The sequence below is a fragment of the Psychromonas sp. SR45-3 genome (assembly GCF_014163575.1).
Classification (GTDB): domain Bacteria; phylum Pseudomonadota; class Gammaproteobacteria; order Enterobacterales; family Psychromonadaceae; genus Psychromonas; species Psychromonas arctica.
The window spans coordinates 111,964-137,711 of the sequence record NZ_JACJDP010000006.1 but is presented as its reverse complement, the minus strand read 5'-3'; the positions used below and the strand labels follow the sequence as shown (position 1 = coordinate 137,711).

The following is a 25,748-nucleotide window of genomic DNA, read 5'->3' as shown; positions in this document are numbered from 1 at the left end:
TGACTGGTTTTTTTAACTAAGTAACTTTATAGCGGGGTAATTATGTATAACAAATCACCGCTTGATACTTGCTGTCCATTTGCATTAATAATGCGTTCGACACGGAACTTAGTTTTTGTATCATAAAGCACTGCATCTTTACGGTTAAAGCTTGCTAATGTGACAGGCGAGAACATTTTCATTGCTTCCATTAGACCTAATGTTTGTTCGACATTAACAATGTCACCTTCTAACACAAAATCAGGTTCAGCTGGTGAAGAAGCGCGATAGAAAATACCTGCACTTTGTGCAATTACTTTTAGCTCATTACTGCCATCAACTTGGATAGATTCAGCAACACCATCAAGACCAGAGGCTGCCGATGCTTCCATTTCATCGATCATCACTTGTTGATCAAGTTTTGCCATGAACTTAGGTAAGTAAGTTGTATCGTATTCACCGTTTATGAAAGTTTCATCTTTTAGGATACGTTTCAATAATGGGATATTAGTCGCGATCCCTTTAATGCTTACTTTATCTAAAAACTCAAGTAACTTAGCAATGGTATCGTTACGATCTTTACCATGACAAATAAATTGTGCCACTAAACTATCGTAGTATGGAGAAACCTCTTTCCCAGTAGAAATCATCGACATTACTTCAACATCGTCTTGCTCAGGAATGATACATTCAGCAACTTTACCAGGGTATGGCAATAGCTGCATGATACCATCAGAATCCAAACCTGCTTTCTCAGCCGTTACACGCACTTCAATTGCATAGCCTTTCTTCTGTGGCGTCAGTTCAGAAATATCACAACCAGAAGCAATATCGTACTGTGCTTTTACAATATCAATACATGATGTTGCTTCAGTAACCGGATGCTCAACTTGTAAACGTGTGTTCATTTCCATAAAGTAGATATCATTTGCATCTAAATCGTAAATAAACTCAACCGTACCCGCGCCCATGTAATCTACTGCGTCAGCAAGTGCAGCAGTATGCTTAAGCGCTTCTTTTTCTAATTTTTCAGGCAACATCGTTGAAGCAGACTCTTCAACCACTTTTTGGTTATTACGTTGCACTGAACAATCACGAATACCTAATACTTTAGTATTGCCAAATTTGTCACGTAATAATTGCACTTCAATATGACGTAAAGACGTAATGTATTTCTCTAGGTATAAGTCACCGTTACCAAATGCACTTCGTGCTTCAGCAGAAACTTGGTTAAAGCCAGCAAACATATCTTCAGCTTTTTCAATAACCAAGATACCTTTACCACCACCACCGTTTACTGCTTTCAGTAACACTGGGTAACCCATATTATTCGCAATATCTAAAGCTTGTTCTGCACCGGTCAAAATACCGTGAGAACCAGGTACTACAGGTACACCGTTTTCTTGTGCAGTTTTAATTGCGTTTGATTTATTACCCATCGTTAGCATGCTGTTCATGCTTGGACCAACAAAGTTGATATCATGGCTAATACATAAGTCAGCAAAATGCGGGCTTTCAGATAAGAAACCAATACCTGGATGTAATGCGTCAACTTGTTCGTATTCGGCTACTTTTATTACTGAACTTGCATTTAAGTAACTTTCATCTGAAGTGTTACCACCTAAACAAACTAGTTTATCGCCTTCACCTAACATATCTGCAGGAACAGAATTCATATCAGGGTCAGAAGCTACTAAAACAACATTGATGTTGTTCGCTTTAGCAATACGAATTAATTTAACAGCAGTACAGCCACGCGCATGTATTAATACTTTTTTAACTGGATGCATTAACTGACGTGGATCAGATTTAGAGAATCTCTCTTCTTCGATATCACAAACAGGTATAAAACCAGACAATGCACGGTTAATTGTTTCTTCAACAGTGATAACAGGCATCGGCATATTTTCATCAATATCACGTAACTTATCATTCAAGTCATCAGAGAATGGATTGATAACTAAACCATCCATTGCACCAGGAACACGTGACAAGTAGTTAGACAATGTAGACGTAGATGGTAAGTACGCAGGTACAACCATTTGACCAGCGAACGGCATGTTAGTACCAGAAAGGTAATAAGTTTGTACCATTGGATGAGTTACAAAACTTGCTTGTGCTCCACCGGTACAATCTCCATAACCAAACATAACAATTGGTAAGTCGTTATCACGAATGAAACGTGTAATACGGTCATTAACGACTGACATAGAGAATAGTGCTGCAGCACCTTCTTTAGTTTGCATACCACCAGAACTAATGAAAGCCACTACAGGTAAATGTTGTTTTGCACATTTAACCAATAGCGCACAGAATTTCTCTGCACTGGCCATATCAAAAGCACCCGCTTGGAAAGATAAATTAGAAACAGCAACACCTACACGCTGTGTTTCGCCACTTTCCAATTTAAACTCACCCGTTCCTGTGATTAATCCACATGGTTTGATGTTTTTGTCTAGCGCATCTTCCACTGATAGACGGAAACCAGGAAACTCTAATAGGTTAGCTGTCATTAAGTCTGCACGAGACTCTTTGAAGTTAGTAAAGAATTTTTGAATAATCGCGTCATGAGAATTATTCTTTTTATTTTTTTCTGAACGTAATACAGCTTGAATCAACAGATCTTGATAACCCATTGTTAAACGATTCCAGAAATCTTTACGACGTCCAATTCTTACGGGATTAATTGCACCATTGTAAGAGCTCTCGTCATCACGACTGTTGTAGTATTCAGGTAATAGTTTTTCGAACAAGTAGGTCAAAATAACAAATAAACTAGAGTTCATTTGTGGAGCACCAATACTCTTCCATTCTTCTACTTTGGCCAGAATTTCGCCACGCTCAGACTGTTCAGTGAAATATTGTAACCAAGCATTAAAAGTCACTTTTAATTGCTCGTAATCATCATCGCTAACTTTGTTTAATGCTGTTTTTAATGAACTACGCACTAATGATGAAACCGACTGACGAGAAAGTTCTTTGGTCGCCATAGCTTCTTTAGCAATCGATGCTAAGTTACCCATTGTATTGTCATAAAGTGCGTTAAACACCAGCATATGACGACAATGTATAATGAAACACTCACGCGTTTCAGTGTGTGAAACAACATCAATGATATCAAGCTCTGCTAACTCAGGAAATGAATCCGTCATTGGCATTGTTTTTTCATCTTCTAAATGTTTGATTAGAGAATGAAAGTTATTTTCAGCACTGGTTTTCCAACGGTTATACAATGACCAAGTTAGGTTGATCATTAATGTACTACGTGCGTTATCATAGTTTGCTTTTGGCTCACCTAAGATAAGCTTAGTAAGTACATTACGCTCAACGCCTTTATCTTCACGTTTTTGTAGGAATGTTTTCCAGTTTTTATTCAGCCTATCATCGTAGATTAGCTTATCTGGGTTTTCTAACCAGTTTAAGAATACTTGCTTACGATCTGCTTCAATACGCGCTTTCAAATCACCTTCTGGTACCGTTAATTTAGATAAACGGCCATATTCATTCTTTTGAATCGCTTTAATACGAGAGCGTAACGTCAAGTAACGCATGTAACGGTAAGTGGTACCGAATGCATTATTATGTGACGTTGGATTTTTAGCTAATAGCTGCGCATCCGTTGCATTCTCTATCGCCAGTAATTTGCTTGAAGGCTCAAGGTAACGCGAAAGACTACGATTATAATGTTCTAAAATATCAGGATGTTTGCGTACAAATTGAACTGATTTTGACTCAATCGATAAAATACCAGAAATAATCGCTTTCTGAAGGTTGTGTTGACGCTCATCTTGGTCAACAGGCGAGTAATCAACAATACCGTCGATACAACCCATCGCATACAACTCTTCTGGCGATACACCTACAGACTGCGCACATTCTTGCCAAGACAAGTTGTATTTACGCGCAATACTTTGTAAGCCTTTAGGTTGAATAGTATTAAAAATACCATCACGTACCGATAACAAGATATTAGCTGTTGCTAGTGGAATCGCACCACCAGAATAACCAACGCCAACCACTATACCGATAGTAGGTACGTCAACGTTGGCACTTTCAGTGATCATTTGTGAAATACTGTGTGCTTGGTTTTGACTATTCGCCGCTTCGCCAGCGTCAGCTCCCGGTGTGTCAATTAAGTACACAATCGGCAATGACATATCAGCAAATTTACGGATAGCTTTGCTTGCTGCTAGATGGTGTTCAGGCATCCAAGCACCATTATTTGAGCTACGCTCCTGTGCAATTAGACCAATACGACGGCTGTAACCACCAAAATCCAATTCCATTTCCGCAGAATAGAAAGCACCGTTTAGTTGTTCGGTAATGATTTTACCGTTAAACCCTTCAATTATACTTTTTGAACCAGGTCGCTTATTACTCTCAGCCGGCGTTACCGTACGTGCAATATAAGCATCAACATCCAATTTTTTGATAGTAGCCAGGTTTGATTTAATACGCAGCTTGTCAATAAGACCTTCTACACCATCTGTATTTGACGGTAATGAATTATCTGGAAATAGAGAAAAGTCTTTTGCGATTTGCTCAGCATGAATAAATAGCGGATCTGCAATATTATTCACTTCAAACTGAGAAGATGAAGGTTTTCCTGTCATATAATTACCCTTACAAGAAAGTGATGGAAAAAATAAATGTCGTAATTTACAACTTATTAGCGTTTGATTCCACTATTGAACTCTAATCAATATAAATCATTTGCGAATAAGTTGCATATTGTGAAGCTTGAGCTAGATATTAGCCTGAATATATAACTATTCTCTTCTATTGGGTGTAAAAAAACAACAAAATAGGAATCGTTATGTCAAGTTGTGAAGTCAAGCTTAAAGCATATAATCTTCAGGAAGTTCAATTTGTGCGACACCCGTTGCAATAGCAGCACGTGCAACAGCACCTGCGACACTTTTCAATAAACGAGGATCCATAGGTTTAGGAATAATATAATTTTTACCAAAATCGAGAGATTCATAACCACTTGCTTTAAGAACAGACTCTGGCACTGGCAGTTTTGCAATCGCACGAATTGCATTAACAGCAGCTACTTTCATTTCATCATTGATGTCCGTTGCACGAACATCTAAAGCACCACGGAAGATGAACGGGAAACAAAGTACATTATTAACTTGGTTAGGGTAATCACTGCGCCCTGTCGCCATAATCAAATCATCGCGTACTGAGTGTGCTAATTCAGGGTTAATTTCAGGATCTGGGTTTGAGCAAGCAAAAATAACTGGGTTCGGAGCCATTAGTTTAACATCGTCAGCACCTAATACATTCGGGCCAGATACCCCCACAAATACGTCTGCACCACAAATAACATCTTGCAAAGTGCGTTGGTCAGTATTGTTCGCAAAACGTTGTTTATATTCATTGATATCGTCACGACGAGTATGAATTACCCCTTTACGGTCCAACATGTAAATCTTTTCACGCAACGCGCCACATTTAATCAATAATTCCATACAAGCAATGGCTGCTGCACCAGCACCCATGCAAACAATTTTAGACTCTTCAATTTTTTTACCTTGAATATCTAACGCATTGATCATTGCCGCTGCGGTTACAATTGCAGTGCCGTGCTGGTCATCGTGGAAAACCGGAATATTACAGCGTTGCTTTAGCTCTTTTTCAATTTCAAAACACTCAGGTGCTTTAATATCTTCAAGATTAATACCACCAAAGGTATCTGCGATATTAGCTACGGTATTAATAAACTCTTCCGGTGTGCGATGTTTTACTTCAATATCGACCGCATCAAGATTAGCAAAGCGTTTAAATAGTAATGCTTTACCTTCCATTACTGGCTTAGACGCTAACGGACCTAAATTACCTAGCCCTAAAATAGCCGTACCATTAGTGATCACAGCAACTAAATTACCTTTCGCGGTATATTTATAAACATCATCAGGGTTAGCGGCAATCTCTCTAACCGGCTCAGCAACACCTGGACTATATGCTAATGATAAATCTTCAGCTGTTTCAGCTGAAGTTGTAAGCTCAACGCTTATTTTTCCTGGTTTAGGAAAAGCGTGGTAATCAAGGGCTTGTTGGCGAAAATCTGACATCTATAAATTCCATTCGAATAGGCTAAATTGCTTAAAAAAATAAGCATAAAAATAAAAGTGTGATGATAATCAAGTTTTAACCAAAATCACAGGGCTAATTTGCAGTATTGTAACAGCTCAAACAAGCTAGGGTTGTAATGGAAGGCAATATTTAGAAAAAAAGTAAATTTCAGGTTTACAGATACAAAAAAAGCACCCTAAGGTGCTTTTTAAAAACGTGGTAGTTATCTTATTTAGAAGATAAAGCACCGAAACGTTTTTTGAACTTGTCAATACGACCGCCAGTATCAACAACACGTTGAGTACCAGTGTAGAATGGGTGACAAGCTGAACAAATATCTAAAGTTAACTCTTCTTTACCAAGAGTAGAACCAACTTTGATTACATTACCACATGAACAAGTAGCAGTAACTAATTTGTATTCTGGATGAATATCATTTTTCATAGGGAAAACCTCTTTTAGGCCGTATCGCTGCTCAGCTTGAATGAATTATTTCACTCAACAAAGTACCACACGTATTTTTCATTAAATTTCAGGTTGCGGATTGTATAGTAATGGGCAATAAAAGTACAACTTAAAATAACCAAAAATAACAACTTTATTTTCAGTATTAAAAAAGCTTAATGGCCTTCACTATTTTATGATTATTATCATACAGATACAAAATCAACAAGCCCTTAGGAGGCATGGATGGTAAGTCTAGTTGAGAGGTATCAATGAGAGGCATAAAATGAAATACAGATAAGTATAAATTGATTAATTTAGCAGACTTAAACAGAACCCTTCTCATAAACAGGTTACAATGTTTAATCCTAATGATGTATTAACTTAAAACAGATCTTCTATGACTCAATTAATAATTTGCAGAGTGGCACTGGCGATTCCTTTACATAAGCAATTTGATTACTTGCTTCCAGCCTACCTCCATCCAGAAGACCTAAACTCATTAATTGGCAGCCGTGTGCTCGTCCCTTTTGGCGGAGGCCACCGAAAACAAGTCGGGGTGATCACTGCGACACCAGCGCAATCTGACTATGCCATAGAAAAATTAAAATCAATTTCACAATTGTTGGATCAACAAGCACTATTAAGTCATAGCTTATATAAGTTATTAAACTGGGCAGCGATCTATTATCAGCATCCTTTTGGTGATGTCTTTCAACAAGCTATCCCTACTTTGTTGCGCAAAGGAAAACCCGCCACCTTTAAAGCTCAAGAATATTGGAAATTGAAACAAGCTGATAGTGATATAAGCCAGTTAACAAGGGCGAAAAAGCAATATCAAGCAGCACAACTATTACAAGTATCAGCACTCAGTTATGACCAATTAAAAGAGAACAATGTCAGCCGAGCGACATTAAATAGCCTGCAAGAAAAACAACTGGTCACACGGTATGAAGAAATCCCAGCTAGCAATCTAGAGTGGGCAGAATCCTTACAAGAGCTGCAGCAAAAACCTCAATTGAGCACAGAACAAGCGCTTGCTATAACCAGTGTGACGCAGCAATTAAATAAATTTAAATGTTACTTGTTGGAAGGGATCACTGGCAGTGGTAAAACAGAAGTTTACCTTAATATATTGAAAGCGGTCTTAGAAAAAGGTCAACAAGCATTAATTATCGTACCAGAAATTGGGTTAACGCCACAGACTATTAAGCGCTTCAAAGCACGCTTTAATGTGCCCATCTATTTAAAACATTCTGCATTAAACGAACAGCAACAACTGGAAACTTGGTTGCACGCTAAACAAGGTAGTGCTGCGATTGTGATTGGGACTCGAAGTGCCATTTTTAGTGACTTTAAAAACCTCGGGTTAATTATTTTAGATGAAGAGCATGATGCCTCTTTTAAACAACAAGACAGCTTTCGTTACCATGCTCGTGATTTTGCGATTAAACGCGCCTCTCAAGAAAACATTCCTATTTTACTAGGATCTGCGACGCCTGCTTTTGAATCACTTAATAATGCATTATCAGGTCGTTACCAGCATCTATTTTTGACACATCGAGCGGGCAATGCGACTCCCCCTAGAAATGACTTAATTAATCTGACGGGATTACCGCTTAAGTCAGGATTATCACCACAATTAATCGAACTGATGCAACAACATCTTGATAAAAACAATCAGGTTATTTTATTTTTAAATCGCCGTGGTTACGCCCCCGTTTTAATGTGTCATGAGTGTGGATGGCTGGCAAAATGTCAACGTTGTGATGCTTTTTACACTTACCATAAAAGTGCAAACTATCTACATTGTCATCACTGTATGGCGACACATCCGGTACCAGAACAATGTCATGATTGTGGCTCTACCAACTTGCACTCTACCGGTGTAGGGACAGAGCAACTGGAAGAAACATTAACGCAGTTATTCCCAGATCATAAAACGGTGAGAATTGATCGAGACAATACGCGTAAAAAAGATAGTTTTAACGAATATCTCAACGATATTAACAGCGGCAAATATAAAATATTACTGGGTACTCAAATGCTAGCCAAAGGACATCATTTTCCAGATGTTACGTTAGTGGCTTTGGTTGATGTTGATGGAGCCCTGTTTAGTAATGATTTTAGAGCGAGTGAAAGGTTGGGCCAATTATTCACGCAAGTGGCAGGTCGAGCAGGCCGAGCAGAAAAGAAAGGACAAGTGGTTCTACAAACTTTCCACCCCGAGCATAACCTATTACAAGAGTTAGTTAATAATGGTTATGGTGACTTTTCTCGCAGTGCTTTACAGGAACGAAAAATGGCTCAATTACCGCCATTTTCTTATCAAGCTTTAATTAGAGCAGAATCATTGAATGCAACACAGGCAGAAAATTTCCTGACTCTGTGCAAACAAACATTAAACCAAATAGCACAAAATAATAAAGTCAGTGATCGTCTACTGATACTAGGCCCAATTGCCGCATCAATGGAAAGGCGTGCAGGAAAATATCGTTTTCAATTACTGATACAAAGTGAACAGAGAGTTTTAGTCACTAAAACATTAAATATTGCGTTAGCACATTTTGAAAAAATACCAGAGGGGAGAAAGGTACGTTGGTCAATTGATGTTGACCCGATTGATTTTATTTAATGCCAACTACTATTGGATAGCAAGTGCAGTAGTTCACTGATGACTAATTGAACTACTGAACTATTGAACTATTGAACTACTGAACTATTGAACTGCTGAACTATTGAGCTATTAAACAAAGCATAAAGCCACTTATTTCTGTTGAAATAAGTGGCTTTATTTATAAACAGACTTTATCTATTTATAGATCGCTTAGCTTACAACCGATGCGCGTCAGATACATCTTTAAGCTGTTTTAGCTTCACTAATAATTTATTAATCTCTTTATTGTTTTGAACCTCTAAGGATAGATCAATAATAGCGGTTAATGTTTTAGTGTTCGTTTGACTGTGTACCCCCAATAAATTTACCTTTTCATTGGATAATACCGTGGTGATATCCTTTAACAATCCGCTTCTATCATCTGCAATTAAGCGAAGCGTTAATGTATAACCCGATGATTGCGAATCCCCCCAATCAGCACTAATAATACGCTCTGGGTGCGCTTCTTCTAGGTCAGCTAATTGCTCACAGTTACTTTTGTGAATAGAAATACCACGCCCTTGAGTTATATAACCGACAATTTCCTCACCAGGTACTGGTTGGCAACACCTTGCAATGTTATGCATTAAGTTACCCACGCCATCAATAATGATATCTTTGCCTGTATTTTTAGGCGTAATTTGTGTCTTGCGGTTTTGTAACTCTAATAACGCGGCAGCATCTTGTTGTTCTAGGGTTTTTTGATGATAAAACCCATCTAAAAAGTGTACCAATTGATTAATACGTAAATCGCCATTACCAATTCCCGCATAAATATCATCAGCACTGCCCACGTTAAAGCGCGAGATCGCAGGTGTTATATCGGCAAGCTTTAAATTAATCTTAACCAATTCAACTTCTAACAACTCACGTCCTGCAATGATATTTTTGTCTCGATCCTGTTTTCTAAACCAAGTCGCGACTTTATGGCGAGCACGCGGAGCATTAATATAACCGAGCTGTGGATTTAACCAATCTCTGCTTGGGTTAGCTTCTTTTTGAGTAAGAATTTCAACTTGGTCACCGGTTTTTAACTGATAAGTAAATGGAACGATGTGATTGGCAATTTTTGCACCGATACAACGATGTCCAATTTGACTATGAATATAATAAGCGAAATCGAGTGGCGTCGACCCCGCTGGCATATCAATCACTTCTCCCTTTGGTGTAAATACATACACACGGTCATCAAAGACCTGGCTTCGAATCTCCTCAACTAAATCATCACCGTCACTCATATCCTCTTGCCATGCTAAGAGTTTACGCAACCAGGCTATTTTTTCTTCGTAATTACTCGCTGACTTTCCACCAGCACTGCCTTCTTTGTATTTCCAATGCGCAGCAACCCCCATTTCAGAGTCTTCATGCATTTGTTGGGTACGTATTTGTACTTCAACAGGCTTACCGCTATCGCCTAAAACAACCGTATGAATAGATTGATAACCGTTAGGTTTAGGGTTAGCAATATAATCATCAAATTCACGAGGAATATGTCGCCATTTAGTATGAATAGCGCCTAATGCGGCATAACAATCCTGCAGTTTTTCAACCACAACACGTACTGCCCTTACATCATATAATTCATCAAATTTAAGGTCTTTTTTCTGCATTTTTCTATAAATGCTGTAGATATGCTTAGGTCGCCCATAAGCAGTCCCCGTTATGTTCATCTCATTTAATGATGATTTAACGGTTTCAACAAAATTTTGAATATAATTTTCACGATCGATACGCTTTTCATCAAGCTGTTTAGCAATATTTTTATAGGTTTCAGCTTGTAGGTAACGAAAAGACAGATCTTCAAGCTCCCACTTCAACTGCCCTATTCCTAAACGATTTGCTAAAGGAGCGTAAATGGTTGATATTTCATGAGCAAGTTGCACTTTTGTATCTTCGTCGGCAATTTTAACCTGGCGTAAATAACAAATACGTTCAGCAAGTTTAATCACCACTGCACGAACATCTTCTACCATCGCTAATAACATGTGGCGTAAATTATCAACTTGAGACGCAGTACTTTTTTTACCGCCTCTATCTTGTAAAGCGCGAATACCTTCCATTTCCATCGCGCCTTTGGCTAATTTAGCAATGCGCTTTGGCCACAACTCATCAATTTTTTCAGCGCTTAAAACATCTTGAGCTAGTAAAGGAAAGATTAGTGCTGCATTTAAAGTATCCATGTCCATGTTTAGAGTGACCAGTATTTCAACCATTTCACATCCAAGCTTCAATGCAACGATCTGCTGTTCGGAGTCACATAATTCACTGACTTTATTGTAATTATCAAATAAATTATTTTGATCTTGTTTACTTAAGCCAAAGGTTGTCACCCATTTCTCAGGGTCATTTAATGCACTTTGGTAAAAGTGTGTATCACGAACTGAAACCATCTAATACTCCAAAAAATCAACTGAATCTTTCGATTACAAGCAAACAATGAATACTAAAGCACTGTTAACATGCTCCTTTAAAACTGAGACTTTAAAGACGAATTTTAATGCAGCCTCAGCAGATCCTAATAATACTAAAAAACACCCAATGATAAACAGATTGGATATTTTGTTCTCATTTGAATTAAAACTTTATTACGCTATAAATATTACTTATTTTTGACAAATAATGCCATCGATTCCACATGCGCAGTTTGTGGGAACATATCGACTAAGCCTAATTTATCAAGTTTATAGCCCTGCTCTAAAAGCAACTGGCTATCCCTCGCTAAAGTCACAGGATCACAAGAAACATAGACAATATGCGTTGGTTTTTTATTGGCGACAAACGCCATACATTCAGCAGCACCAGCACGCGCAGGATCTAATAATATTTTGTTATATTCTTGCTTTGACCATTGTGCATTTAATGCGTTCAGATCACTTAAGTCAGCTTGGTAAAATTGCGCATTATTTATTTGGCAATGTTTGGCATTCTCTGTGGCACGGTCGACCATTTTTTGAATACCTTCCACTCCAACCACTTGTTTAGCAATTTTTGCGATAGGTAACGTAAAGTTACCCAGTCCACAAAATAAGTCCAATACTTGGTCAGTTTCGTTTAATGCGAGCCAATTCATTGCTTGCATGACCATTTTTTCGTTAACCACAGCATTTACTTGAAGAAAATCATCAACGTTAAATCCAAACTGGCAATCTTGCTCTGGTAAGGAGTAAGATAATTGATGCTCTGTCGTTAAACATGTGATGGTGGTTGGGCTGCTTTGTGCATAAAACTGTAATTGATGTTGTTCAGAAAAAGCGATAATCAACTGTACATCTTGTTCAGAAAGCGGTTTGAGATGACGCAATAAAACTGCCACCGTATTTTCAGCTTCAACTAACTCAATATGGCCAAGTGCCGCTTTACCTTGCAGTTGGTTTAATAAGGCTTTAATTGGTAAAATTAACTGCGATAACGCAGGTTTTAATACCGGACAAATTTGTTGATTAATTAGTTCGCTACTTTTGGAGCGACGAAACCCCATCTGTACTTTTTTAGTCTTTTTATCATAGAGCACACCAAAACGTGCACAACGACGATAGGCCCAAGCATCAGATTGCAAAGTGGCTTCTAAGTATTCAGGCTTATATTTAGCAAACCGTTCAAATAAACTTAATACACCTTGCTGTTTTATCTCAATTTGAGCACTTTGCTCAATGTGCTGTAAGTGGCAACCACCACATTCTTGATAGTGCTGACAATGCGGGGTTATACGTAATTCACTGGCTTTATGTATTTTGATAATAGACGCTTTTTTATAACGTTTTTTATCTTCCTCAATGGAAACATCCAATACTTCCCCGATCAATCCACCTTCTACAAACAGTGGTTTGTTTTGATGAAATAACATGCCACGAGCTTGATGATCGAGTTTATCAATCTGACAATGTTTAATTACTTTGTTATTTTGCTTGTTTGTGCGCGATGCTTTGAAGAACTGAGCCATAAATATTTCACAGGTGAAGTAAGCTATGCCATGATAGCGATTACGTTTATCGGTACACTATTGTCACATAAAACATGCAAGCATTCATTACTCCATTGAAATTAGACTTTATCCTATGACTAAATACGGCCTACGCGCACAAGTTATTGCTTATACCATCCTTCCTACTGTATTGATTGGTGGGTTATTAGCCGGTTACTTTTCATTTCATCGCTTTCAACAAGCCGATGAGTTCTTAATTAATCGCGCTCTTAATGTTGCTGATGCATTATCGATTGCCAGTGAATATGGCATGCAAGATGAAACAAGAACTATTTTACGCCGTTTAATTGGTGCGACACACCGTAAAAATAGCCCCATGATCAAAAGTATTGCGATTTTTACCGCTGACAATGAATTATTTGTGATCAGTAATTATCACCGGGATTATAAACAACTGAGATTAGCGGTCGATGAACCCATTCCAGATTTACCGCAGATCAGCACTATTGGTAACAATATTATTATCCATAGTCCCATTATTGATGAAACCAACTTTTTAGAGTATCAATTAACCTTTGATCAACCCCGTAAAGTGGTCGGCTATGTCGCATTAGAGATAAATCGCGACCAAGTTGAGTTATTACTATATCGCGATGCTGCAATCTCCTTGCTGGTCGTATTAATGGGCATACTAGGCAGTGTTTATTTAGCTTTCAGACAGGCAAAGCGCATTACAGCCCCTATTTCAGAAATGGCCTCGGTAGTTGAGAAAATCAGTCTTGGACGTTTAAACTCACGTGTAGAAGGTGAGTACACTGGCGAAATTAGCCTATTGCAGCACGGTATCAATGAAATGGCCGTGGCCATGTCTAAACATCATGAAGAGATGCAAGAGAGTATTGATTTAGCGACTAGTGAGTTGCGAGAAACACTAGATCAAATGGAAGTACAAAATATTGAATTAGATATTACCCGTAAAGAAGCGCAACAAGCGGCATCAGTAAAATCTGAATTCTTAGCCAATATGAGTCATGAATTACGTACTCCACTTAATGGAGTGATTGGATTTGCAAGGCAATTACTGAAAACACAACTGACTAATAACCAAGTTGATTACTTACAAACGATTGAACGCTCTGCAGGTAATCTGCTTAATATCATTAATGACATTTTAGACTTCTCTAAACTTGAAGCAGGCAAGTTAGACCTAGAAAATATTCCCTTCGATATTCGTGATTGCATTAATGAAACGATGCATCTCTTGGCGCAAAGTGCGCATGAAAAAAATATTGAACTCAGTATGTATATTGATAGCAATGTACCGCAAGAGTTGATCGGCGACGCAATGCGTTTACAACAAGTGTTAACTAATTTAATAGGTAATGCCGTCAAGTTTACCGAACAAGGTAATATTGAAGTTAATATTCAACGCATTGAAGAAGACTGCAGTAAAGAGAACAATATCAAGCTTAAATTTGTTATCTCGGATACGGGTATCGGTATTTCTAAAGAGCAACAAGTACAACTCTTTAAAGCCTTTGGACAGGCAGATAGTAGTATCACTCGCCAGTATGGTGGTACCGGTCTAGGACTCGTGATCACACAAAAACTAGTGCGCCAAATGAAAGGCCATATCGATTTAACATCGGCACCTGATCAAGGTTCTGTTTTCTGGTTTGTTATTGAAATAGAAAAAAATACAAGAACGTCATTGGAATCTTTACCGCTTACAAGGCTATCAAGTCGAAGCGTTTTAGCCTATGAATCGAACGAATATGCAGCAAGGGCGTGCACGCAGCTATTAACGCAATGGAAAACAAACGCCACGCTTACTGAAACAGATCTACAATGGAAAAAAGCACTCAACAAATGCTATGACAGTATTGTCATCGGACACAGCAATAACCAAGATATACGTCCATTATTAAACCATATAGAGCAAGCAAAGCAGTATACTGACAATATCATTGTATTAATCAACTCCAGTGACCCAAGCGTGTATGAACAATTAATGAATACCGGTATCACTCATTGCTTAAGCAAGCCGATTAATCATAAAAACTTTGCCAATGCTTTAGTCTCTAATGAAACGACGCCGACCACATTACAAGTTTCAGCGCCATTGCAGCGTAAAGACATTAACGTGATGGCCGTTGATGACAATCGAGCCAATTTAAAACTCATTTCAGCGATGCTAAGCGATCGCGTTAATCGAGTGACGACTTGTCGTAATGGGCGAGAAGCCGTAGAGCAAGCACAGAAAATACCTTTTGACATTATCTTCATGGATATCCAAATGCCAGTTTTAGATGGTGTTAGTGCCTGTGCTGAAATAAAAAAGAACTCTTTAAATCAAGAAAGCCCGGTGATTGCCGTGACTGCACATGTTTTGCCAGGTGAAAAAGAGCAGCTTCTACAAAAAGGGATGGATGATTGTTTAGCTAAACCAATTGATGAGTTGGCTTTACAGGCAATTATTAATAAGTGGGCGCCGAATGCAAAAGTGATTGATCCTTTGTCGGCTCAAGAAACATCATCAACGCCAGCCCCGACATTGCCTACTGTAGAAAAAAAATCATTTGATTGGGCACTTGCATTACAACAATCAGCAGGGAAAACTGACTTAGCAAAAGAGATGTTAAGTATGTTATTAGATGAGTTTGCAGGTATCAGAAGTGTCGTAAATCGAGTGATTGAAGAAGACGGTGACCATGAGCAGTTTGTTACCATCATTCATAAATTTCATGGCGGTTGTAGCTATAGCGGCGTGCCTAAATTAAAGAATATTGCCGGCTTAATCGAAAAAGAGCTGAAGCAAGGAGTTAAAGCACATCATTTAGAGCCTGAGTTATTAGAGCTATTAGACGAACTTGATAACGTTGAAAAAGAAGCACAGACCTATTTAAAATAATTTTAAAAAAACAGGTGAAAATGATATCTGCTCTTTGTAAATATAGTGTATGTACATAGCGTTCGATAAAAGCAGTTTTTATTCCCGCCGCTAAGTTAAGAGAAATGACCTTTTGAAATATCAACGGTCATTTCTCTTTATTATACCTTTGCTCTATCAACATTTGCTCTATAAACATTGTTTAGTTCTAGCGATGACAAAACCCCACACTATCAACACAGTTTTACAGTACCAGCGTCATTTCTCACTATCGCTAGATTTATAGAAAAAGCCAGTGACCTAAGCACTCCTATTACCTATCAAGCAAAAGTATTAGTTAACCACCCTATTTTACCGTTTCAGGCTTCTCATACTTTTCATATTTATCGTACTGACTACTTTCGTGCTTATGGTTATCATTAAAAAGCATTTTATGATCGTCTTTATTAAGATGTAACTGACGAGTAGGGAAAGCAAACTCAGCATCATGTTGTATCACAATATCTGCAACCTTTAATAATACATCCTGCTTAACTTCATGGAATAAAACCCAATTAGTTGTTTTAGTAAACGTATAGATAAAGAAGTCTAGTGACGAGTTATTAAATAAATCAAAGTTCACAATCAACGTTTGAGATTGATCTATATCGGGATGATTTTCCAACATTTCTCTGACAGATTTAATGATCCCTTCGATTTGTTTAATATCTTTATAACGCAGGCCAAAGTTCTCTTTAATGCGTCGATTGGTCATACGCGATGGGTTCTCTACAACAATCGTAGTAAATAGACTATTAGGCACATAAATAGGACGTTTATCAAAAGTGCGAATACGCGTTACACGCCAACCGATTTCCTCCACTGTACCTTCAATAGATTTATCTGGGCTACGTATCCAATCACCAACTTTAAAGGGTTTATCCATATAAACCATGGTCGCACCAAACAAATTTGATAATAAATCTTTGGCTGCCATACCAACAATTAGTCCCCCCATCCCACCAAATGCGAGCACACCAGAAATACTCACCCCTAAGGTTTGAATAATAGATAGCGTGATAATAGTAATGATGGAAAGTTTTGCTAATTTAGCCAATGCAGTCACAGTGGTTGTATCTTTTGCATCATCAGCAACGTAGGTATGCTCTGCTTTATAGACTAAGCGCCAGAATACCCACCCCACTATAAATAGAATCGCGACTTTTTGCACCACAGGTAAATAGTCAGAGATAACCAAGTCTTCACTTTCGGCAACGACCCTCAGTGACATTGAGGTCCCCATTAACAAAATCACCCAATTAATGGGTTTATTCACTCCATAAAAAACTATATCGTCCCAATTATTCGACGTTTTAGAAATTACATTTTCAGTTCTTTTTGCAAAGTAACGCCAAATTAGTTGCAATATCATTGTAAGACATAACATAAATGCAAAGTTAGCAACCCAGTTACCAATATTTAATGAAAGTAACCAAGTACTTACATAGACTTCAGCCTGTTCAATCATATGACTCCTTAAAAGAAAAAACATTATTATAAATAGTGATGAAAAGGGGATAAAAATAAGCCCTCATACTATCCCATGATGTGTCGCAATGCCTAGTTAACAAAGGCCCCACCACCTTGAGATTCAATTCTACCTAGATAATAAATACCTAGATAGGATAACACCAGGACCTATGAGGATGTTAGTCTGCTTGTCTCAACAACAGTTCATATTACTTTTTATGTAAATAGAGCTGTGGATATGGAATATCAATTTCGGCATTATCGAGTGTATTTTTAATGCTTTCAGTTAAAGCAAAGCGAACAGACCAATAGTCAGCAGATTTAACCCAAGGACGTACCACTAAGTTAACACTTGAACTAGCAAGTTCAGAGACCGCAACTTGTAAGCTTGGCTCTTTTAAGACTTTCTCATTTGCTAGTACCGTTGCTTCCAGTAACTGTCTCACCTGTTTCAAATCAGCCTGATAACTAACGCGTATAATTAAATCGATGCGACGTTCAGGTTTGCGCGATACATTAACGATATTACCTTTCAAAATAGCTGAGTTTGGTACAAAAATAAGCTTATTATCCCCTGTTCTTAATATGCAATTAAAAAGCTGAATGGATTCAACGGTACCAGCAGTGCCAGCAGCTTCAATAAAATTTCCCGCAGTGAACGGTCGTAGTGCCACTAACAGAACCCCAGCAGCAAAATTAGATAACGAACCTTTAAGCGCCAAGCCGATTGCTAAACTAGCGGCACCAATGATTGCGATTAAAGAGGCCGTTTCAACACCTAAATGCCCTAAGGCAGCAATCCAAGTAATAATAATTAATGCGTAATGGGTAATCGCAGACAGAAAGTCGACGATGGTCATGTCTATTGCTTTGCTTTTTAATCTTTTAGCCAAAAAAACTGACAACCCTCGCGCTATATTGTTCCCTACAATAATAATGACTATTGCGATGACAATATTAAGAATATGGCTTATAAACAATTGATGGTGTTCGCTAAACCAGTTAATGCTTTGTTCAATAAAGCTCGTCTCAGATATTAACGAGCCTACTGTTGGTTGTTCTTGTTGTGACATAGTAACTCCTAAAATGCCATGTAATAACGTTAATTAAGATAAATAGCGGTTTAATCTTGCTAGTTAAAACACACCACTTTTGAGTCAGAAATTTTGCAAAGGGAACAGCCATCTGCCAACGTCTCTAATTTAAATTGAATCATTTTTCCTGCGCGATATTTGGTCACATACTTAATGGAATGGGTATAATAATTCAGCTAACACTAACTTCAACTAATTCTTATGATCAGGAGTCAAATGACTGTTTTTCAAATAGATAATCAATAACAATGAATGCAATGGACTAGCAATGAAAACCAAAGGAAGCGTGGTAGATAAGATAAATAAGGTAGATAATAAGGCAGGCTTATTGTTACAAAAACAAAAATGACCAAGAACCTAGCTTTAATAGCAGACTATTGGTCATTCAATTAATCAGTTAATTAAGTGATTAATTTTTATTCATTAACATACACGATGTTTGGATGATCATCCCACTCATCATCATCATCGTCGTCATCAAGATGCACAGCACCTTCAACAGCGTCAATGGCTGATTTATGGTAATCGTCCCATTGGAATTCAACTTGCTGACGCTCTTCTTCAGGCGTGAATTCTGTTGGTAATTCTTCAAGGTAAGCAACCAACTCTTTACACACGTCATGCGTACCCGTCTTAGAGATGGCAGCCACTTTATAAACAGGGCCATCCCACTGTAAAGCATCTTTAACACGTTGCATCACTTCTTCAGCTTCATCTTCTAATAACAAATCCGTTTTATTAAAGATTAACCAACGTGGTTTTTCTGCTAGTTTAGGGCTATGTTTTCTTAGTTCTTCTAAGATAACTAAGGCATTATCAGCCGGATCACTTGCATCAGCCGGTAACAAGTCAATCATGTGTAATAACACACGACAGCGCTCTAGATGACGTAAGAAACGTGTACCTAAACCAGCACCATCAGAAGCACCTTCAATTAATCCAGGAATATCAGCAATAACAAAGCTATTACCATGCCCCATACTCACTACACCTAGATTAGGTATTAACGTAGTAAATGGATAATCAGCTACTTTTGGCTTTGCAGCAGAAACACTTCGAATAAATGTCGATTTACCTGCATTAGGTAGACCTAGCATGCCTACATCGGCAAGTAATAATAACTCTAATAATAAGTTACGTACTTCACCAGGTGTTCCTTCTGTCTTTTGACGAGGAGCACGGTTAGTAGACGTTTTAAAACGTGCATTACCTAAGCCATGAAAACCGCCTTTAGCGACCATTAGCTTTTGACCGTTTTTAGTTAAATCACCAACAATCTCGCCGGTATCATCATCACGACAACGTGTACCAACCGGTACTTTGATCACTTTATCTTTACCGCGTGAACCAGTACAGTCAGATACTTGACCATTCTCGCCACGTTCGGCACTATAAAAACGCACAAAACGAAAATCGATTAGTGTATTTAAATTTTCATCAGCTTCAAGGTAGACATCACCACCATCACCGCCGTCGCCGCCATTGGGCCCACCACGAGGAATATATTTTTCAGTACGAAAGCCGACTACGCCGTTGCCGCCGTCTCCAGCATCAACTTTAATTCTTGCTTCATCAACAAACTTCATCACAACCTCCAAAAAACACATTCGCTACTCTAATAGCGACAATTATACCTATTTCTATTGATCATAGATCACATTTTTTATTTCAATAGAAATAGATAGATAAAAAAAAACCTCGCATTTGCGAGGCTTTTTAAATTTTGCTTCGAAACAAATTACTCAGCAACAATGCTCACGAATGAACGTAAAGGCATGCCTTTCTTTTCGAATTTAACAGTACCAGTCGCTTTAGCGAATAGTGTGTGGTCTTTACCTAGGCCAACATTTAGACCAGCGTGGAATTTAGTACCACGTTGACGAACTAAAATGTTACCTGCTAAAACAGATTCGCCACCAAAACGTTTAACGCCTAGACGTTTACTTTCTGAATCGCGACCGTTATTAGTACTACCACCAGCTTTTTTATGTGCCATTTTTAATAACTCCTAATTAAGCGTTAATCGCAGTAATTTTAATTTCAGTAAACCACTGACGATGGCCAGCTTGTTTACGAGAATGTTTACGACGGCGGAATTTAACGATTTTAACTTTTTTACCACGACCGTGAGCTACTACTTCTGCAGTAACTTTACTTCCTTCAACGTATGGAACACCAACTTTAACGTCTTCAGCACTTGCTACTAATAGAACTTTATCAAATTCTACAGTTGCACCAGCTTCAACATCAAGTTTTTCCAAACGAAGAGTTTGTTCAACAGCAACACGGTGTTGCTTGCCACCACTCTGGATAACAGCGTACATGTTTCTTACTCCGTTCAGGCATCTCGTGTTGTTCTATTTCAAACATAACATCGAGAGCGCACTAATTAATCACAATGGACGCGGATTCTACAGAGACATTCGCCCTTTGGCAATCAGTTTTGGCTAAAAAATTACAATTATATTATCGTTAAATTTACACGCTCAAAAAAAGCCCAAAAAAGCATCAAAAATCAGCAAAATAAAGCATTAAAAATCAACAAAATAGTTGTTAAACATATCCACCACTAATAAATTACGCTTAAGCCTTTGTTAATCGCCATCGGGTGTTGAGATATGTTCAATAAACGGCAATAATACGCGTACTATTTTCAAGACATCCAATGGGACTTTTTACGCATGGATATTAAACAAATTCAGCAGCTTTCTTCAACAAGTATGACTCAGGTAAATCAATTGATTACTGAACAGTTAAGCTCTGATGTTGCGTTAATTAATCAACTCGGCTTTTATATCATTAATAGTGGTGGTAAACGTATTCGCCCACTTATCACCGTATTAGCTGCTCGAGCGATTAATGTCTACTCTCCTAACATTACAAAGTTAGCGGCGATTATTGAATTCATCCATACCGCAACGTTATTGCACGATGATGTTGTTGACGAATCAGATCTTCGCCGCGGCGAGAAAACAGCCAATGCTTTATTTGGTAATGCTGCAAGTGTTTTGGTTGGTGACTTTTTATATACGCGTTCATTTCAAATGATGACAGAACTACAAAACTTAAAAGTAATGGACGTGCTTTCTAATGCAACTAATATCATTGCAGAAGGAGAAGTATTGCAATTAATGAATTGTAATAATCCAGATACAACCGAAAAAAGCTACATGGATGTCATTTACTTTAAAACAGCAAAACTATTTGAAGCCGCAACGCAATTGGTTGCTGTTTTAGGTGAGCAGTCAAAAGCAATTGAAAATGCACTCCTTGATTACGGTAAATATTTAGGCACCGCCTTCCAGTTAACCGACGATGTCATGGATTATGCATCCGATGCACAGGAGATGGGTAAAAATACCGGTGATGATCTAGCAGAAGGCAAACCAACTTTACCGCTACTGTACGCAATGCAACATGGCACCGAGGCTCAAAGTACTTTGATTAGAGAAGCAATCGAAAAAGCCAATGGTATGCAACACTTTGATTTAATCATGCAAGCACTGAATGAAACGAAGGCACTTGAATATACTAAACAACGTGCAATGCAAGAAGCGGATAAAGCCATTGATGCGATTGCTATCTTACCTGAAAGCGAATATAAACAAGCGTTGATCAGCCTTGCACATATCGCTGCAAACCGAGTCAGTTAAGAAAGGTTAACAGAAATACAAAGCAAACAATGTTTAAGCAACCTACCATTACTGCAATCATAATAATAAGGCAAGCGCTGTAATGATAATGGGACACAAGTAATAAACGCTACGAGATACATCTCCCGTAGCGTCTTTTTTCCACTTGTTATTACACGGCCTCCAACAAGACTAGGCTTTCAAAGGGACGTAACGTGATCGCTTTGCTTGCTAAGCTATTTATGACTTGTCCATTACGATCCACTTGTTCTGGGCTGTTATAGTTAGCAATAATAACTCTTGTATTTTCTAAACAAAGTGAATCCGGCAAAGCGTAAGGCACCTGCTCAGCGGAGAAATTATTAATACATAATAATTTCTGTTCAGGCGTGGTGCGCTGATAACAAAATAACTGTTCATGCTCAGGACAAAGATCCTGATAATCTCCCCAACAAATAACATCTAACTGTTTACGTAATATCAATAATTTTTGGTAATGATAAAAGACTGAGTTTTGATCTAACAGAGCATCTTCAACATTGATCTCAGGATAATTACTTGCCACTGTTATCCACGGTTGCACATCACTAAACCCAGCTTGATCTTTTTTATTCCACTGCATAGGCGTACGTGAGTTGTCGCGTGATTTGTTGGCTAAAATAGCCATTACTTGCTGCTCGGTTTTCCCCTCCTCCAACATGATCCGATGCATATTAATACTTTCAAGGTCACGATATTGGCTAATTGATTGATAATGCGGGTTGGTCATCGCAATCTCTTCACCTTGATAGATATAAGGCGTCCCCTGCATCATATGCAAAGCGTTAGCGAGCATTTTGGCTGATTGCACACGGTATTTTTTATCATCACCAAAACGGCTTACAATTCGAGGTTGGTCATGATTACACCAGAAAAGCGCAGACCAACCTTTGTTATACATCCCTTGCTGCCAATAGTTAAATATTTGTTTTAACTGTAATAAGTCCAAAGGGACATTAGTCCACTTATCACCGTTCTTATAATCTGTTTTAAGATGATGAAAGTTAAATACCATGGACAGTTCAGTTGCATCGGTTGCAGAATATTGTTGGCAATGCGCAAGGCTAGTTGAAGACATTTCTCCCACGGTAACCGAAGCATACTTATTAAAGACAGACTCACTTAATCGCTGCAGATATTCATGCGCACGCGGCCCATCGGTATAAAATTTTCTGCCATCGCTTTCATCCTCGGGAAAAGAGGGTTGCTTAGAAATCAAATTAATCACATCTAAACGAAATCCATCGACACCTTTTTCAGCCCAAAAGCTAATAATATTCTCAACTTCCGCACGTACTTTTGGATTTTCCCAATTCAGGTCTGCTTGCTGTTCAGCAAATAGATGCAAGTAATATTGACCACTTTTTTGATCAAACTTCCATGCATTACCGCCGAACTTTGATTGCCAATTATTCGGTTCTCTACCATTTTTTGGATCTTGCCAAATATAATAATCACGATAGGGGCTATTTTTATCAGCGATAGCCGATTGAAACCATTGATGTTCAGTAGAGGTATGATTAACCACTATATCAAGAATAATCCGGATCCCTTTTTGGTGAGCAGTCAACAATAACTGGTCAAAATCAGCCATGCAGCCAAAATCGGGATTAATATTGTAATAATCAGAAATGTCATAACCATTATCAATCATCGGTGAGCAATAAATAGGGGTTAACCAAATTGCATCGATCCCTAATGCATGTAAATAATCTAATTTAGAGATGATACCTTGAATATCACCAGTTCCCTTTCCCCCGCTATCACAGAAACTTTTAGGATAAATTTGATAAATAGTCGCTTTTCGCCACCACTCGTTGTGTAAATTTGTCATAGAGTACTCGTTAAGTGAATGAAAAAATCATCCACTATTTTTTGAAATTACTAAATACTTAAAGTTAAAGATAAAATTAACCTAAAGAGGGGCTATTAAGACACCGTCGTCGCTTCATCTTGCCCTTCAAGCTTATTATTTTTCTCAGCTCTTTTATAAAGTACGATGGTTAATATAATTGGTACAATAATGGCTGCTAACATAGCGACAAAGAACACCATCCAAAACTGGGGCTGTATAGACAAAATACCAGGTAAACCGCCCACACCGATACCGTTAGCCATCACCCCCGCACTTCCACATATACCTGCAGCCAGCGCTGCACCGATCATCGCGCTCAACATTGGAAATTTATATTTAATATTAATCCCATACATGGCAGGTTCAGTTACTCCAAGAAAAGCAGAAATAGCAGCAGGCACTGAAATCTCACGTTCATTAGCCTTTTTACTTACCCAAATGATGCCAACAACGGCAGAAGCTTGAGCAATGTTAGATAGTGCAATAAGCGGCCAAATTGGCGTGCCCCCCATGTCTTGCATTAACTGTAAGTCCACTGCATTAGTAGTGTGATGGATACCAGTGATCACTAAAGGCGCATAGAAGAAAGCAAAAATCATGGAGCCTATGACGGCAAAATCACCAGTCATCGCTATTTTGGCTGCATAACCGACATAATTACCAATTTCACGACCGATAGGGCCTATTATTGAATGCGCAAGAATAACAGCGACTAACAATGAAATAAAAGGCACCACCACAAGGTATAAATACGCAGGAATGATACGTTTAAGGTTAACTTCAATATAAGCTAATGCCATTCCTGCGAATATAGCAGGGATGACTTGCGCTTGATAACCCACTTTTTCTATTACAAAGAAACCAAAATCCCATACATCTGGGATTTGAGACCCAATATTGTAAGCATTCATTAATTGCGGAGAGACCAGTGTAATACCTAAAACAATTCCTAAAACCGGTGTTCCACCAAGCTTTTTAACCGTTGCCCAGCACACAGCAACCGGTAGAAAGTGGAAAATAGCTTCGCCTATTATCCATAAGAAAGAATGTACTGCAGCCCAGAAGGTACTTATTTCAACTAAGGTTTTCCCATCAAACATACGAATATCACCGATGATATTCCTGAAACCTAAAATTAAACCACCGGTAATAATAGCGGGTAATAGAGGAACAAAAATCTCAGCCATATGCGAGATACTACGCTCTAAAAGGCTCATATTTTGGCGAGCAGCGACTTTACTCTGCTCTTTAGTATCACCACTGTGGCCAATGAGTTTATTTAAGACTTTATAAACATCATCAACTTCTGTCCCAATCACAACCTGAAATTGACCTGCATTAGTAAAACAACCTTTTACCATTTTTAAGCTTTCAATTTTTTTAATATCAGCGGCATCATTGTTATTTAATACAAAACGAAGCCTTGTCAGACAATGACTGACACTAGCGATATTGTCTTTTCCACCTATATAATCAATCAAGGAGGCGATATCTAGTTCTTTAATTTTACTCATAATGATGTCCATTTTAGTAATCAACCACAACAATGGGAGCGCTCCCATTAACTGGTCAAATGATAACCAATGAAAAAGATAAATAAAATAAGAGCCGACTTAGAATGTGGTTATGATCACGAAATAAATGGGA

Annotated in this window: 15 protein-coding genes; 3 read left to right on the top strand and 12 right to left on the bottom strand. The window is 38.2% G+C overall.

Translation table 11 applies throughout. The features are described 5' to 3' along the window. Positions 1 to 26 precede the first annotated feature (26 nt). The 3 genes from H5084_RS05590 to rpmE all read right to left on the bottom strand — a co-directional run bounded on the left by H5084_RS05590 (position 27) and on the right by rpmE (position 6,504). Complete coding sequence (locus tag H5084_RS05590; protein WP_182689818.1) at positions 27 to 4,592, bottom strand: biotin carboxylase N-terminal domain-containing protein; 4,566 nt, start codon at positions 4,590 to 4,592, stop codon at positions 27 to 29. Positions 4,593 to 4,817: 225 nt separating this feature from the next. After that, entirely contained in the window at positions 4,818 to 6,059 is a 1,242-nt protein-coding gene (locus H5084_RS05585; RefSeq protein ID WP_028868109.1) for a malic enzyme-like NAD(P)-binding protein, read from the bottom strand. A 229-nt stretch (positions 6,060 to 6,288) separates the two neighbouring features. Continuing rightward, entirely contained in the window at positions 6,289 to 6,504 is a 216-nt protein-coding gene (rpmE, locus tag H5084_RS05580; RefSeq protein ID WP_028868110.1) for a 50S ribosomal protein L31, read from the bottom strand. A 400-nt stretch (positions 6,505 to 6,904) separates the two neighbouring features. Here rpmE and priA point away from each other — a divergent pair, with 400 nt between their 5' ends. Further along, complete coding sequence (gene priA, locus H5084_RS05575) at positions 6,905 to 9,139, top strand: primosomal protein N' (protein ID WP_182689817.1); 2,235 nt, start codon at positions 6,905 to 6,907, stop codon at positions 9,137 to 9,139. A gap of 197 nt (positions 9,140 to 9,336) precedes the next feature. Here the strand turns inward: priA and relA are convergent, their stop codons facing one another. Both relA and rlmD read right to left on the bottom strand, forming a co-directional pair. After that, a complete protein-coding gene (gene relA, locus H5084_RS05570; protein WP_182689816.1) occupies positions 9,337 to 11,550 on the bottom strand; it encodes a GTP diphosphokinase in 2,214 nt (737 codons plus the stop codon). Between the two features lie 209 nt (positions 11,551 to 11,759). Beyond that, complete coding sequence (rlmD, locus tag H5084_RS05565; RefSeq protein ID WP_182689815.1) at positions 11,760 to 13,100, bottom strand: 23S rRNA (uracil(1939)-C(5))-methyltransferase RlmD; 1,341 nt, start codon at positions 13,098 to 13,100, stop codon at positions 11,760 to 11,762. 115 nt (positions 13,101 to 13,215) lie between these two features. Here rlmD and barA point away from each other — a divergent pair, with 115 nt between their 5' ends. After that, positions 13,216 to 15,993 (top strand): two-component sensor histidine kinase BarA, encoded by a 2,778-nt coding sequence (barA, locus tag H5084_RS05560; RefSeq protein WP_182689814.1) that lies wholly within the window; start codon positions 13,216 to 13,218, stop codon positions 15,991 to 15,993. Positions 15,994 to 16,318: 325 nt separating this feature from the next. On the opposite strand, the gene H5084_RS05555 is transcribed toward barA, so the two are convergent. The 5 genes from H5084_RS05555 to rplU form a co-directional block, all read right to left on the bottom strand. Further along, complete coding sequence (locus tag H5084_RS05555) at positions 16,319 to 17,479, bottom strand: mechanosensitive ion channel family protein (RefSeq protein WP_182689813.1); 1,161 nt, start codon at positions 17,477 to 17,479, stop codon at positions 16,319 to 16,321. 211 nt (positions 17,480 to 17,690) lie between these two features. Then, positions 17,691 to 18,554 (bottom strand): mechanosensitive ion channel domain-containing protein, encoded by an 864-nt coding sequence (locus H5084_RS05550; RefSeq protein ID WP_182689812.1) that lies wholly within the window; start codon positions 18,552 to 18,554, stop codon positions 17,691 to 17,693. Positions 18,555 to 18,991: 437 nt separating this feature from the next. Further along, on the bottom strand, positions 18,992 to 20,161 hold the full coding sequence (gene cgtA / locus H5084_RS05545; protein ID WP_182689811.1) for an Obg family GTPase CgtA: 1,170 nt from the start codon (positions 20,159 to 20,161) through the stop codon (positions 18,992 to 18,994). 152 nt (positions 20,162 to 20,313) lie between these two features. After that, entirely contained in the window at positions 20,314 to 20,571 is a 258-nt protein-coding gene (gene rpmA, locus H5084_RS05540) for a 50S ribosomal protein L27 (RefSeq protein ID WP_025563510.1), read from the bottom strand. A 16-nt stretch (positions 20,572 to 20,587) separates the two neighbouring features. Then, on the bottom strand, positions 20,588 to 20,899 hold the full coding sequence (gene rplU, locus H5084_RS05535) for a 50S ribosomal protein L21 (protein WP_025563511.1): 312 nt from the start codon (positions 20,897 to 20,899) through the stop codon (positions 20,588 to 20,590). A 357-nt stretch (positions 20,900 to 21,256) separates the two neighbouring features. On the opposite strand from rplU, the gene ispB reads away from it, so the two are divergent. After that, positions 21,257 to 22,228, top strand: coding sequence for an octaprenyl diphosphate synthase (gene ispB / locus H5084_RS05530; protein ID WP_182689810.1), 972 nt, complete (start codon positions 21,257 to 21,259; stop codon positions 22,226 to 22,228). 151 nt (positions 22,229 to 22,379) lie between these two features. Here ispB and treC read toward each other — a convergent pair whose 3' ends face one another. Both treC and treB read right to left on the bottom strand, forming a co-directional pair. After that, a complete protein-coding gene (treC, locus tag H5084_RS05525; protein ID WP_182689809.1) occupies positions 22,380 to 24,080 on the bottom strand; it encodes an alpha,alpha-phosphotrehalase in 1,701 nt (566 codons plus the stop codon). 95 nt (positions 24,081 to 24,175) lie between these two features. After that, positions 24,176 to 25,615 carry a PTS trehalose transporter subunit IIBC gene (gene treB, locus H5084_RS05520; RefSeq protein ID WP_182689808.1) on the bottom strand — a complete coding sequence of 480 codons (1,440 nt, stop codon included), beginning with the start codon at positions 25,613 to 25,615 and terminating at the stop codon, positions 24,176 to 24,178. Positions 25,616 to 25,748: the final 133 nt, after the last annotated feature.